Source organism: Chitinophaga sp. CB10, assembly GCA_001870995.2.
Classification (GTDB): domain Bacteria; phylum Bacteroidota; class Bacteroidia; order Chitinophagales; family Chitinophagaceae; genus Chitinophaga.
Map to the genome: position 1 here is coordinate 211,540 of MLAV02000003.1, position 13,389 is coordinate 224,928.

Annotated in this window: 14 protein-coding genes; 3 read left to right on the forward strand and 11 right to left on the reverse strand. The window is 49.9% G+C overall.

The window, feature by feature from the left end:
* Positions 1-273: 273 nt before the first annotated feature.
* From BOC67_RS06285 to BOC67_RS06300, 4 genes are all read right to left on the reverse strand, one after another.
* Positions 274-1,671, reverse strand: coding sequence for a TlpA disulfide reductase family protein (locus tag BOC67_RS06285; protein WP_291908409.1), 1,398 nt, complete (start codon positions 1,669-1,671; stop codon positions 274-276).
* Positions 1,672-1,807: 136 nt separating this feature from the next.
* Entirely contained in the window at positions 1,808-2,371 is a 564-nt protein-coding gene (locus tag BOC67_RS06290; RefSeq protein ID WP_291908411.1) for an O-acetyl-ADP-ribose deacetylase, read from the reverse strand.
* Entirely contained in the window at positions 2,355-3,101 is a 747-nt protein-coding gene (locus BOC67_RS06295; RefSeq protein ID WP_291908412.1) for an NYN domain-containing protein, read from the reverse strand. The genes BOC67_RS06290 and BOC67_RS06295 overlap by 17 nt, the downstream gene beginning before the upstream one ends.
* Before the next feature lie 80 nt (positions 3,102-3,181).
* Positions 3,182-3,652 (reverse strand): DNA starvation/stationary phase protection protein, encoded by a 471-nt coding sequence (locus tag BOC67_RS06300; RefSeq protein WP_291908414.1) that lies wholly within the window; start codon positions 3,650-3,652, stop codon positions 3,182-3,184.
* Between the two features lie 173 nt (positions 3,653-3,825).
* Here BOC67_RS06300 and BOC67_RS06305 point away from each other — a divergent pair, with 173 nt between their 5' ends.
* Positions 3,826-5,031 (forward strand): MFS transporter, encoded by a 1,206-nt coding sequence (locus BOC67_RS06305; RefSeq protein WP_291908415.1) that lies wholly within the window; start codon positions 3,826-3,828, stop codon positions 5,029-5,031.
* 49 nt (positions 5,032-5,080) lie between these two features.
* Here BOC67_RS06305 and BOC67_RS06310 read toward each other — a convergent pair whose 3' ends face one another.
* The 5 genes from BOC67_RS06310 to BOC67_RS06330 all read right to left on the reverse strand — a co-directional run bounded on the left by BOC67_RS06310 (position 5,081) and on the right by BOC67_RS06330 (position 10,179).
* A complete protein-coding gene (locus BOC67_RS06310) occupies positions 5,081-6,451 on the reverse strand; it encodes a DNA recombination protein RmuC (RefSeq protein WP_291908417.1) in 1,371 nt (456 codons plus the stop codon).
* 55 nt (positions 6,452-6,506) lie between these two features.
* Positions 6,507-7,007: a hypothetical protein gene (locus BOC67_RS06315; protein WP_291908419.1), complete on the reverse strand. Its 501-nt coding sequence runs from the start codon at positions 7,005-7,007 to the stop codon at positions 6,507-6,509.
* Positions 7,008-7,091: 84 nt separating this feature from the next.
* Entirely contained in the window at positions 7,092-8,168 is a 1,077-nt protein-coding gene (locus BOC67_RS06320; RefSeq protein ID WP_291908421.1) for an iron-containing alcohol dehydrogenase family protein, read from the reverse strand.
* Between the two features lie 24 nt (positions 8,169-8,192).
* Positions 8,193-8,918, reverse strand: coding sequence for a 3-deoxy-manno-octulosonate cytidylyltransferase (gene kdsB, locus BOC67_RS06325; protein ID WP_291908423.1), 726 nt, complete (start codon positions 8,916-8,918; stop codon positions 8,193-8,195).
* Positions 8,919-8,988: 70 nt separating this feature from the next.
* Positions 8,989-10,179, reverse strand: coding sequence for a DegT/DnrJ/EryC1/StrS aminotransferase family protein (locus BOC67_RS06330; protein ID WP_291908426.1), 1,191 nt, complete (start codon positions 10,177-10,179; stop codon positions 8,989-8,991).
* Positions 10,180-10,657: 478 nt separating this feature from the next.
* Between BOC67_RS06330 and BOC67_RS06335 the strand changes: the two genes are divergently transcribed.
* Positions 10,658-11,158 (forward strand): CAP domain-containing protein, encoded by a 501-nt coding sequence (locus BOC67_RS06335; RefSeq protein WP_291908789.1) that lies wholly within the window; start codon positions 10,658-10,660, stop codon positions 11,156-11,158.
* Here BOC67_RS06335 and BOC67_RS06340 read toward each other — a convergent pair whose 3' ends face one another.
* Both BOC67_RS06340 and BOC67_RS06345 read right to left on the reverse strand, forming a co-directional pair.
* Positions 11,159-11,461, reverse strand: a complete 303-nt coding sequence (locus BOC67_RS06340) for a hypothetical protein (RefSeq protein ID WP_291908428.1) — start codon at positions 11,459-11,461, stop codon at positions 11,159-11,161.
* Between the two features lie 10 nt (positions 11,462-11,471).
* Positions 11,472-12,179, reverse strand: coding sequence for a glycoside hydrolase family 25 protein (locus BOC67_RS06345; protein WP_291908430.1), 708 nt, complete (start codon positions 12,177-12,179; stop codon positions 11,472-11,474).
* Between the two features lie 174 nt (positions 12,180-12,353).
* On the opposite strand from BOC67_RS06345, the gene BOC67_RS06350 reads away from it, so the two are divergent.
* Entirely contained in the window at positions 12,354-13,379 is a 1,026-nt protein-coding gene (locus BOC67_RS06350) for an SPASM domain-containing protein (protein WP_291908431.1), read from the forward strand.
* Positions 13,380-13,389 lie beyond the last annotated feature (10 nt).

The following is a 13,389-nucleotide window of genomic DNA, read 5'->3' on the forward strand; positions in this document are numbered from 1 at the left end:
TTCCTGTATGCCTGGGTTAAATACGCTAAGGCATAACCCTCCATCGTTTTTTTCACATCGCATTATAGTTAAAAAGGCTACCTGGACGGGTAGCCTTTTTATTTGGAGGAAAGTTGTTATTATGTAAGTGTACTTGTGGGTGGTTTTTAGCCGGTACTGGTAGATTTTGCAATGAGTACGGCTGTTATCCTATAGTCAGTACTGTTAGATTTTGCCATGAGTACGCTGTTATCATTTATCCGGTACTGTTAGATTTTGCCATGAGTACGGCCATTATCCTTTAGCCAGTAACTTTTCAATCAGCGCTTTCAGCTCTGGGGTAGACGGGCGCGGTGCATCGATATTCACGATTTTACCTTCCTGGTCAAACACCATGAAACGGGGAATACCGTTGATGCCATAGAACTTGGTTATTTCGCTCCATCCGTTTACGAAGATCTGCACGCCTTTCATCTCTTTCTCTTTTACGAACTGCTTCCATTTCTCCTTGTCTTTGGCTTCATCCACGGAGCAGCCTACGAAAGTCACATTCTTACCTTCCATTTCTTCTTCCAGCTTTTGCAGGTAAGGCAGCTCCGCTTTGCAGGGGCCGCACCAGGTAGCCCAAACGTCTACTACCACCACTTTCCCTTTCAGGTCGTTGAATGCCACCTGTTTGCCGTTGGTATCCTCGCCGGAGAAGTTGTAGCCGGCTTCGCCTGCGGAGAACTTACGTACTGACTTCTCGTATTCAAGGTAGCGTTTCTTTTCCAGGTCGGTTACCAGGTATTTCTGGTAAGGGGCCATAGCTTCCACGAGGGACTCAAAGGTTTTGTAAGCGCCCAGGGAGCTGGTGAGGAAAAGGGCTTTGATGTGATCATTGCAGATGGCGTTCACATTTTTTGCCAGCATTTCGCTTGCGGATGGTTTGCCCGTCGGTCTTTCGCCCATGATGACAGAGCTGAAAGTGGTGTACAGGCGTACGTAATCGCCGATGTTGGCCAGGGCCAGCGCGTTCGGATCACAAAACTTCTGCTCCTTCACGATGCTTTTGTAATAAGCCGGGTAATCCTCTTTTTTAGGATGGATGCGGCGCGGCGTCAGCAAAAAGCGCATGGCCGCATACTCTACATCCGCCTCCATGGCTACCTTCATGAGGTTGCTGAAATTTTTGTTGGAAGAGGTAAAGCTCTTTTTGAACGCCTCCGCCTTTGGCAGCGTAGCTTCCAGCGCAGGGAAAAATGACTGGAAGGTAGTGGAATCCATTTTGTTTCCCGGGCCGGTAACCGGCGCTACTACCTTGTTCCAGGCCTGCAATGCCTTGTTTTCCGCGGAGCCGCTTTTTTGAATGAAGTTCATCCCATCCACTTCCAGGTTCAGCTGATCTCCTGATTTCAGGTAGATGCGGGCGCCGTTATCCTTGGGATTGGTGGTCAGGTAATAGAACCCTTCGGCGGGCTTTTGTACGGCAAAGGCAAAGGCGTGGTCGGCGCTCACTGCTGATGTGGCAATTTCCCTGGCCATTCCCTCTTCAACAGCCATCAGGGAGATTTTAGTGGCTTTCTCGTTGGTGGTTGTTCCCTGGATAATAGTGAGGGATGGGACCGGGCCGGGACCCGCGGTTGCACGGGCGGCGGAAACAGACATGCACAGTACTACTGGCAGGAGCCTGCATACGGTTGATTTTTTCATTGTTTTAATGGTGGTTTTTGTGATTTAGTAAGCCAAAAATAACAAAGCAGTTGTTATGTAGGTACACATTGTGTCAAACGGCTGATAATCATTACGGGAATATCGTTCAGGGCTAAGGTTTTGGCGGGGGGCTATCTCACTCCGGCCCCACGTACTGATGGTAATAATGCAACGTATGATTATAGTTCTCCTCATCAAAGCACACAAGTATAACCGCTGTAATACTACTCTCCTTTTCCAGGAAGTCAGCAATCGCTTCCAGCGCAATCCTCGCCGCCAGCTCTTTAGGAAAATGATAAATCCCTGTACTGATATTCGGAAATGCAATGCTATGAAGATTATTGGCAGCGGCCAGCTCCAGCGAATTCCGGTAGCAATTGGCCAGCAGGGCAGGTTCGTTGTGCAGCCCATCCTGCCATACCGGCCCTACGGTATGAATCACATGAGCGGCCGGCAAACGGCCACCGGTGGTGATTACCGCTTCGCCGGTTTTACAGCCGCCCTGCCGGGCTACAATTTTACGGCAGTCTTCCAGGATGGCGGGGCCACCGGCACGGTGGATGGCGCCATCAACGCCTCCGCCACCCATCAATGATGAATTGGCTGCGTTGACGATCGCGTCCGCCCTGACCTTTGTAATATCGCCCTTAATAACACTTACCCGGTTCATATATGCGTTCAGGTTATTTACTACGAACATACACCAGTTTCCCTGTCTTTTTACCGCTGTCGCGCAGGTCTATTTCAAACATGGGAAAACTCTGGATGAGATGAATCAGCTTATTAAAGCCATAGTTGCGCGAGTCGAAGTCCGGCTGCTTTTTCAGCAGCAGGTTTCCCAGCTCGCCGAGGTAGGCCCACCCGTCTTCATCCGCGATGTCGTTAATGCTCGAGGTTAGGAGGCTGATCACTTCCTTATCCGCTTTGCTGATGCCTTTTGATTTTTCTTTGGAGGACCTGGATTTCCCTTCTTCCGCCTTCTTCTCTTTCACCTGCAGGATTTCCAGGTAAATAAACTTGTCGCAGGCGGAGCGGAAGGCGCTGGGGGTTTTTCTTTCACCCATACCAATTACGTACATGCCTGCTTCCCGGAGCCGGGTGGCCAGGCGGGTAAAATCGCTGTCGCTCGATACGAGGCAAAAACCGTCTACCCTGCCGGTGTAGAGGATGTCCATGGCATCGATGATCATGGCGCTGTCCGTGGCATTCTTCCCTGAAGTATAACTGTATTGCTGAATGGGCGTGATGGCATAGTCGAGCAGGACGCCCTTCCACCCTACTACAGTGGGCTTGGTCCAGTCGCCGTAAATTCTCTTAAACGTTGGGTTCCCGTATTTGGCTACTTCTTCGAGCATTCCCTTCACATTGTGATAAGGGATATTATCGGCATCGATCAGCACGGCCAGCCGGAGGTCTGTTTTATTATCCATTCGTGGCGTATTAAAACAAAAACGTGTTAGTTACGGACAATCTGGCTGTAACTAACACGTAATGATGAGTTATCGAATACTTATTTGAGGTAGGAACGAAGCATCCAGGCCAGTTTCTCATGTTTTTCCATGAGTCCTGTCACGAAATCGCTGGTACCTTTATCGTTGTATTTCTGGTCGAATTCATCGATCAGGCGGCGCAGGTTGCGGATGATGGTTTCGTGGTCATCCAGCAGTTCTTTTAACTGCGTCTTCGCGTCGTTGGTATATTCAGACTCCAGGAGGTGAGTGAGTTCCAGCACGTCTTTGTATCTGCCCAGGGCATAGTGGCCAATGGCACGGATTCTTTCAGCTACTTCATCCCCGAATTCTTCCAGGGTTTCATACTGCTCTTCGAAAAACAGGTGCAGGTCCCTGAAGCTCGGGCCTTCAATGTTCCAGTGACAGTTGCGGGTTTTAGCATATAACACTAATTCATCTGCCAAAGCTTTATTCAACTCCAAAGCAACCTCTTTGGTGTGTTCTGGTAACAGGCCGGTGTTTAATTTCATATCCTTGAATTTTTTGGTTATTATAAATTTACGGAATCCGGGAACAGGGGCACATGAATTTTATCATGATTTAACAGCCGGTTAATATTAACAGTAAGGGGCCGCTTTTGTTCGCCGGGCGCCGGCGGTGATTTACTTCGCTAAAATTGTACCATTGTTACTAATTTTGCCGCATGGACCAGTCGACAGGTAGGATCTACAATCTCCAATTCATTTTATTGTGTTTGAGTAATGCCCTTTTTTCGGCCAGTTTCAATATGATGATACCGGAGTTGCCGGCGTATCTGACGAAGCTGGGCGGAGAGGATTACAAGGGGTATATCATAGGCGTCTTTACCCTGATGGCGGGGCTTTCCAGGCCCTTCAGCGGTAAGCTGACGGATACGATCGGCCGTGTGCCGGTGATGGTGTTTGGCTCCCTGATATGCGTAGTATGCAGCCTGATGTATCCGCTGGTGAGCTCTGTAGCGGCCTTCCTGTTGCTGCGGTTTTTCCATGGATTTTCGACGGGTTTCAAGCCAACGGGCACTTCGGCCTATGTGTCGGACCTGGTGCCGGCAAACCGCCGCGGCGAGGCCATGGGCATGATTGGCCTGGCTTCTATAATCGGTATGGCCATCGGGCCTGCCATTGGCGGCTGGGTGGCAGTAAGGTGGAATATCAACGTGATGTTCCAGCTGTCTGCCGCATTCGCACTGCTTTCCGTGGTGATCCTCACGGGAGCGATGAAAGAAACATTGCCAAACAAACAGCCTTTCCGGCTGTCATTATTGCGTATCCACCGGGATGAAATTTTTGAACCGCTGGTATGGGGCCCGGTGATTGTGACCTTCCTGACGTTTTTCAGCTATGGCGCTGTACTCACCATCATTCCTGATTACAGTACCTATTTAGGGATTACCAACAAGGGGTTATTCTTTACGTTCTATACCGCAAGTTCCATGGGTATCCGCCTGCTGGCAGGCAAGGTATCCGATAAATACGGACGTATTCCCGTGCTGAAAATTTCAGCACTGGTAATGGCCGCCTCCATGACCATGCTGGCCCTGGCGGTGAGCCCTGCCATCCTGCTGGCCGCGGCATTGCTGTACGGCGCCGCCACCGGCCTCAACTCCCCTGCTGTTACAGCATGGACGGTCGATTTAAGCAACCCGTTGTATAAAGGCCGCGCCCTGGCGAGCATGTATATAGCTATGGAAGCAGGTATTGGGCTGGGCGCATGGGGCTCTGCGTTGATTTACCACAACCACGCCAGCCGTTTCCCGCTGACGTTTTACATTTTAGCGGGTATCACGGCCATGGCTACACTCTATTTGTCATTTTTTCATGTGCCTAAGAACTATGAGGAGCAGGTGGCAAGGCAGCAGGCAGGGAACTGATTCCCACCTTTCCTGCTAGCCGCATTGCCCCACCCCACTCCTGCTCTTCTTATATGGTTTGCGTTCCGGATTCCAGGCTGGCATTATCCTCCGGCGCTTCCTGTACATAAATTTCAGGTAGCTTCTTTTTGTTATCCACGCCCAGCTTGCGCATCTTCTCAGCGCGACTAACCAGGTTACCGCCGCCGGTGGTGAGCTTCTTCATGGCTTCATCATAGGCGTCGCGGGTTTTGCCCAGGTAGTTGTTCACCTGCTCGAGATCAGTAATGAACCCTACAAATTTGTCGTACAGCGCGCCTCCCTGCTTTACGATCTCCTGTGCATTCCTGTTCTGCTTTTCCAGCTTCCACATGTTCTCAATCACCTTCAGCGTTGCCAGCAAGGACGGTACGCTTACGAGGATAATGCGCTTACGGAAAGCGAAATCATACAGGTCCTCATCCGGCTGCATGATGGCCAGCGCGTACGCCGGCTCCACGGGGATGAAGAGCAGCACAAAATCAGTCGTGTTATTGTAAAGCGATTGATAAGCTTTTGCACTCAGCTCGTTCACATGGTTCTTCACAGAGGCCAGGTGCTGCTTGAGGAACTGCTGCCGCGCAGTATCATCCTCTGCGCTGCAATATTGCTCATAAGCCTTGAGCGATACCTTGGAATCGATGATCACCCGGCGGTTTTCCGGCAGGTGCAATACCATATCCGGCCGGCGCAACTGCCCGTCCGCATCATAGCGGGAATCCTGGGTAACATAATGTATCCCCTTTTCCAGGCCGGATGCTTCCAGGACTTTTTCCAGGATCACCTCGCCCCAGTTACCCTGCTTCTTCGTATCCGCCTTCAGGGCGTTGGTGAGGTTATTCGCCTCTTTGGTCAGGGTTTGGTTCAGCAACAACAACCTTTGCAGCTCCGCGCGCAATTCCGTACGCTGGGTAGTTTCCGCTACCAGCGACTGCTGCACGCTGCTGCGGAAGTTGTCTATCTTCTCTGATAAAGGTTTGAGCAGGTCATCCAGCTTGGACTGGTTTTGCTCCATAAAGTTGCCGGAAATACGATGCAGCAGCTGGTTGGCGATGTTCTCAAACTGATGCCGGGATTCCTCCTGCTGCTGGATCAGCCGCTGCCGCTCTTCCGTCAGCTGCAGCTGCAGGTATTTATTTTGCTCCAGGAGCCGGCCCTGATCGCCTTTTTGCAGGGCGTATTCTTCGTTTAACCGTTCCAGCTGATCCTGCAGGTCCTGCAACTGGCGCTCCCGGTCCTTCAATGCCGCATCCAGGTAGAGCTGCTGGGATTCCAGCTGCACGGCGCGTTCCTGCATCTGCCGTTGCTGGGATTCCAGCTGTTGCTGACGCGCTTTAGCCGTAAACAAAAGGTATATTAAAACCAGCAACACGATGACGGTTGCTATAAGGGCTGCTAACATGACAATCTTCCTCCTTATCCAAATTTAATTCCCCGCTACGCATTGGATTTGCGTACTAACGATGTTTCTTCATAAAGCCGATTTCCTCACGGGAGTCATTTTCCCAGCTGATCATTTCCTCCAGGAACTTCTCCACATACCGGTGAATATAATCCTGGTCCACTTCTTCCGGTTCCGCAGTATGCAGTACCGTGTTCTTTGGCCCGTCTTCGGTTATTCCATCTACATACGGATAAGACACCCAGGTAACCACCTGCCCGTTGCGGGATTGGGAGAAGGACAGCAGGCCTCCTTTTTTCATCTTCTGCACAATGGCATTCGGCGTTTTCTCCACGATGCCGCTGGCTGTGTAATTAAACATCACATATACGGACTCCATATTCTGCCAGGCTTCATTGATGTCTACCGTCCAGTCAAACATGGGAAAGCGTGCCACCAGCTCTTTCAGCGTTGTCGCAATGAGGTCCCGCGAAATAGTGTGCCAGTGGTTCCTCCGTTCTTCTATCCTAAAAAATACCTGGGCCAGCTCCTGGCCCAATTTCTCGATATTATCCATGACTTTTTTAGCTGAAGTTAAAAAGATAAAGGCATTCCGCCGAAACGACGGAATGCCTTCTCCCAAAAATATTTACCGGCCCCCTTAGAGTCTTTCGTACAGCTTGCGCAAACGCTCCGGCGTCATGATCTGTTTCCAGTCCTTGCCCAGCGCATTTTCCCACAGCGGGGCCATACCCAGCGATACGTTGATCATGATGTCGAACTGCTCGTCCGTCAGATCCTTACAGATGCCCTGCGGAATAGTGATATTGTGTTTCTTCACCATCTGCTTGAATTTTTCCACGCCTTCAGGGTAGAACTCTTCCAGCTTATCAAACACAATACAGTTACCGATGCCGTGCTTGGTACCCAGCAGGTAAGCCAGGCCGTAGCTCACGGCGTGCGCCACGCCCACCTGGGAATAAGCAATGCTCATACCGCCGGCATAGGAAGCCATCATCAGCTTTTCGTCCGCATCATCGTCCCACTGGTCTTTTTCCAGGAAGATCTCTTCACAGAGCTCCTGCGCTTTTTCGCCGTAGGACTTACTGAAAGCGTTCAGGTAAGTGCCCTGCAGGGATTCCACGCAGTGGATAAAGCAGTCCATAGCAGTATAAAAACGCTGGTTAGGTTCCACTGTCTTAGTCAGGGACGGATCCAGCACGATCTGGTCAAACGGCGTGAAGTCGGAGTTCATACCCAGCTTGCGGGTAGGGCCGGTCAGCACGCAGGTGCGGCTCACTTCCGCGCCTGTACCGGAAATAGTAGGGATACCCACTTTATATACGCCGGGCACTTTCACGAGGTCCCATCCCTGGTAGTCCGCAGAGGAACCGGGGTTGGTCATCATCAGCGCAACCGCTTTGGCCATATCCATCACAGAACCGCCGCCAATACCAATGATACCGGATACCTGTCCGAATTCAGCTTTCAGCTCATCGCGGATCTGGTCTACATATTTGGTTTTAGGCTCGTCGGTTACATCGATGATTACAATTTTGTCTTTTCCACGCAAAGGAACACGGGATAAAAATGCTTTCTTATCCTGGAAATACTGATCCACGAAGAAGATCATGGGAGCGTCTCCATTCCGTTTTGGGGCCAGGATTTCATCTAACTGATCAAAAGATCCGTTACCGTAAACCACATAGTCCACCATTTTAAAATTCCTGAATTTCATATATGCGTCTTAGTTAGTATGTTATTATAAAAGTTTTGCTGCTTTCTCCAGGTCTTCCGGGGTATCTATTTCCACGCCCATGTACTCCGTCACCACCATTTTCATCGGGATACCGTTTTCCAGGTAGCGGAGGCATTCGATTTTCTCCGCCAGCTCCAGGGGAGTTGGTTCCAGCCTGGTGAAGTTCATGAGGGTATCTTTCCTGAAGGCATAGATACCAATATGCTCGTAGTAGATGGTCTGTACATCTTTTGCGCGGGGGTACGGGATCACGGAACGGGAGAAGAAGAGAGCGTTGAAGTTCTTGTCTACCGCTACTTTCACGTAGTTGGGATCTTCGATGGACTGCGGATCGGTGAGCACCTGCATCAGGGAAGCCACCTGCACTTTCTTACCTTCCTCCCCTTCAAATACCCTGAGTAATTTTTCCAGCGGTTCCTTCTGGGTGAAAGGCTCATCGCCCTGAACATTCACTACAATGTCGTAATCCAGCAGTTCCATGGCTTCCGCGATACGATCCGTACCGCATTCATGTTCCTTTTTGCTCATTACAGCTTTACCGCCGTTGCTCACTATTTCCTGGAAGATGATATCACTGTCGGTTACCACCATCACTTCGTCAAATACGCCGGTTTTAACGGTAGATTCGTAAGTGCGCAGTATCACGGTTTTATCGCCCAGCTTGGCCATCATTTTGCCCGGGAAGCGGGAGGCGCCATAACGGGCAGGTATCAATGCTATTTTCTTCATAGCTATATGTTTAAAGTATAAAGGCGTACCCGGGCAGCTGTTGCTTACCCGGTTACGCCTTTACCATGCATTATAATGCGCTTTTTACAGCGTTCACCATTTTCTCTGCTCTTTCTTTGATCTCGGCTTCGGACCAGGAAAGGTTGATCGGGGTGGAAATATTCCTGCTGATGATGGCATCGGAAGCAGGGAATTCTTTCGTTTTATAAATTTCCATCGCCTGTTTCAGTCCGGGTGCAAAAGGAGTCAGCACCTGGCCTTGTTTGAAGTGATCCCACTGGCGGATATAATGCCAGTTGTTATCATAGTAATAGAAAGCGGCCAGGCCTGCTGCTTTCATGGCTGCTGCTGCCTTACGGGCCTGTTCCGCTTCCGGCAGGAAGAAGGACAGGAAGGTAGCGCTGTCGCCCGCAGGATCAGGCAAACGGCGGAAAGACACGCCCGGAATAGTAGACAGGGCATCCTTGAATATCTTCTTGGTGCTGCGCTGGATTTCCAGGAACTTATCGAGCTTGCGGATCTGCGCCAGGCCTACTGCGGCGTGCAGCTCGGAAATACGGTAGTTGTAGCCGATAAACGGATGTTGTTCCAGGCCGCGGTCATTCCCGATGTGGTCATGGCCATGGTCCGTATAACCATCGCATTTGATATAAACATCTTTATTGTTGGTAACGATACCACCGCCTTCAGCGCAGGTGATCGTTTTTACAAAGTCGAAAGAGAAGGTACCGGCATCCCCGATGGTGCCCAGGGCTTTTCCTTTATAGCTGGCGCCGAAGGATTGGCAGGCGTCTTCCAGGAGGATGAGGTTATGCTTTTTGCAGATGGCCACCAGGGCGTCCATATCGGCCATAGCGCCGCACATATGCACCGGCATTACGGCTTTGGTGCGGGGCGTAATGGCTGCTTCCACGGCTTTAGGATCGAGGGTGAGGGTATCATCCACATCCACAAGTACCGGGGTAGCGCCTACGGAAAAGATAGATTCAAAGCTGGCAACAAAGGTGAAGGTAGGCATGATAATTTCATCGCCTGCTCCCAGGCCCAATGCAGCCATGGCGGTAGTAAGTGCTGCAGTACCGCTGGATGCCAGCTGCGCATACTGCACGCCCAGCTTTTTACACATTTCAGCTTCCAGCTCTTTGGCTTTCCAGATGCCTTTGCGGGCAGCGTCAAAACCATAACGCATCATGATACCTGTTTCCAGTACATCATTTACTTCTTTCCTTTCCTCGGCTCCAAATAATTCAAATCCGGGCATAACCTGTTGATTTTAAAAATATAATTGAAATATGGTTGTTTATTGGTGCTGCAAAGTTACTATAATCAGGCTTCCCCTACACGGTATTTTCTGTTTAACTTTTGCTAAAAATTTCACATGCGTTTGGGGCTGGCCCTGATAGGGTTAATTTCAACTGGTCCCCCACTGCAACCGTATGGCAGTTTGCGTTAACATTAGATTTGCAAAACCTGGGATAAAACTTTCATAACTACACCCTATCTTTGGGGCCTCGAAAGAGAAAACGACCAAAATACGTTGTGATTTACACTAAAATGTACTGACCACAACTAACCCCATAACCTCTGATCAACCTCTTATAGTTTTACCCGTTTCCGCTGAAAGACGACCATAATTTTGACTCGTTCCTGTTTAAAACCCGGTATCTATTTCACCAAAATTGCTATTAACTGAACTGGTTATGCCCGGGAAATTTATTTGTGCTGCTATTTTGACAATTGTGATTTTCAGCAGCTGCTCCAAAACTGAAAATGAGGTTGCACCCGTTGCCCCCACACCCACTGTAACTGATACGGTAACCCTACCCGAAAACCGGGTAGACCGCAAGGCGTTACTCACCCTCGTAAACGGACTTCGCAGCCGTGGCTGCAATTGCGGAGGCGTAAGTATGCCTGCAGTTCCGCCCCTTACCTGGAACGGCTTGCTGGAAAAGGCGGCTTACCTCCACAGTAAGGATATGTTTTTAAATAACTATTTCGATCATAACGCGCCTAACGGCAGCACGCCCGGCTCCCGCCTGGATGCGGCGGGTTACCGCTGGAATACCTACGGGGAAAATATTGCTACCGGCAATATGGACGAGCAGGCCGTAGTACTGGGATGGCTGAACAGCCCGAGTCACTGCAGGAATATGATGAGCGCCAGCTACACGGAGTTTGCCGTGGGCCGCTACGAGAAGGCATGGACCATGGAACTGGGCCATCGCAATGTAGTGCAGTAATCAGGGCGCTTTCTCCTTTTTACGCCACATTTTCCAGATATAATAAATAAAAAGGGTTAGGGAGAAAATTAGCCACGCGTAAAAGAAAATCAAACGGCCGGGGGTCGATTCTTCCGGCACGGCAAAGCCAAGGTAAAGGCCCAGAAATATGTTTACCAGCATCCAGAATAACCCAACGAAAACCGTTCGGATGATTTTGATAAAGTACATCAGTAATTCAAGATCAAACGGCGGTTTCTCCTCCTGCGGTGCAGGTGGCTGAGGGGCCGGAGGCATCTGTTCTGGTTGTTTTTCTTCTTCCATGATGCTGCTGTTATGGGATGAGCAGTTTCGCCAGTGCGGCACTGTCCCCTTTGAATACGTTGAAATCTACTGTCGTTCGAATACCGTTTACCCTGCCGATATCACTGTGCTGCCAGAAGACCCAGCTCCGCTTGGATGCAGGCCGCTCCTTCTGGTAGTAATGCGCTATCCACAAAGGATAGTCATCAAATTCATCTCCAAGATACGTTTCATAAAAATGTATGTTGGTATAGATGATAGGCTTCACTTTATACGCTTTTTCCATTTCCTCCAGCCATATCCTGGCCGTGCTGCGGATCACCGCGGCCGGCTGGTTATTGGAGGTTTCTATGTCCAGCACCGGCGGCAGGTCGCCCGATTGCAGGTCTACCACGTTCTGGAAATTGATCGCCTGCTTGATAGGATCGCGGGTGGAATAAAAGAAATGATAGGCCCCCCGTATCAGGCCGGCCTTGCCGGCATTGACCCAGTTGCGCTGAAACGCTTCGTCCTGGCGGGTAATGCCTTCCGTGGCCTTTATAAACGCAAAGGACATACGAATTTTGTCCACCTTCATCTGCTTTACCGCCTTCCAGTTAATATTCTTCTGGAATTTGGACACATCGATGCCATGAATCTTGTAATTCACGGGCATATCTATACCAAACTCATCATACCTGACAAACTTCACCTCATCTTCATCCCTGAACCAGAAATACCAAAAGGGGACAACCACCATAGCCAGGGTCAAAAGTATAATTGTAAATATCAGCGCATTTTTTTTCACGTAATTCGATGTTAGTTGCAGGGAATCCGGGTGTGACACCGCAATAGCTCCGGACTTAATTTTATCGCAATTATAGGTTATAATTTGTTTAAAGGGCTTACTTTTACAAAGGTCAAGTGAATTTTTATGCCGGATTTTAACCTGAATGATACCCTGAACCTCCTTTCCAAGTTCACTTTTAAACGGGCGTTAAACGCCGGAAAGGTGCTGGGAAGTTACTTTGCAAGCAAATGGACCGGAAAGCCAGTTCAATGGGGATATCCTATTTCCATATCTTTCGAACCCACCACCTCCTGCAACCTGCGCTGCCCCGAGTGCCCCAGCGGCCTGCGCGCTTTCACACGCCCTACCGGCATGTTGCAGCAGGACTTTTTCAGGCAAACCATCGACGAGATACATAAGGAACTGCTCTACCTCATCTTTTACTTCCAGGGAGAGCCCTACCTCAACCCGGGATTCCTGGACATGGTGAAGTACGCTTCCGATAAAGGTATTTATACCGCTACCTCTACCAACGCGCATTACCTCACCGATGCCAACGCCAAAAAAACGGTGGAAAGTGGACTCGACAGGTTGATCATTTCCATAGACGGCACCACCCAGGATGTTTACACCCAATACCGGGTAGGCGGCCAGCTGGATAAAGTGATCCAGGGCGCTAAAAACATCGTGAAGTGGAAAAAGGAACTGAACTCCACCAAGCCATTTGTCTTCTTCCAGTTCCTCGTGGTAAAGCCCAACGAACACCAGATTGAAGAGATCAAGCAGCTGGCAAAGGAAATCGGCGTGGACCAGGTACGGTTCAAAACCGCGCAGGTGTACGATTACGAGGAAGGCAACCGCCTGATTCCTACAATCGATAAATACTCCCGTTACCACCGTAATGAAGATGGCACCTATACCATCAAGAACAAGCTGGGTAACCATTGCTGGCGCCTCTGGCACTCCCCTGTTGTAACCTGGGATGGCCTGGTAGTACCCTGCTGCTTCGATAAAGATGCCCAGCACCGCCTGGGTAACCTGAAAAAGGAATCTTTTAAGAAACTATGGCATAATAAAGAGTATATCCGTTTCCGTAGTGAGATCCTGGAATCCCGGAAAAATATCGATATCTGCGCTAACTGTAGCGAGGGTACGAAGGTTTGGGGGTAAAAAAGTGTAC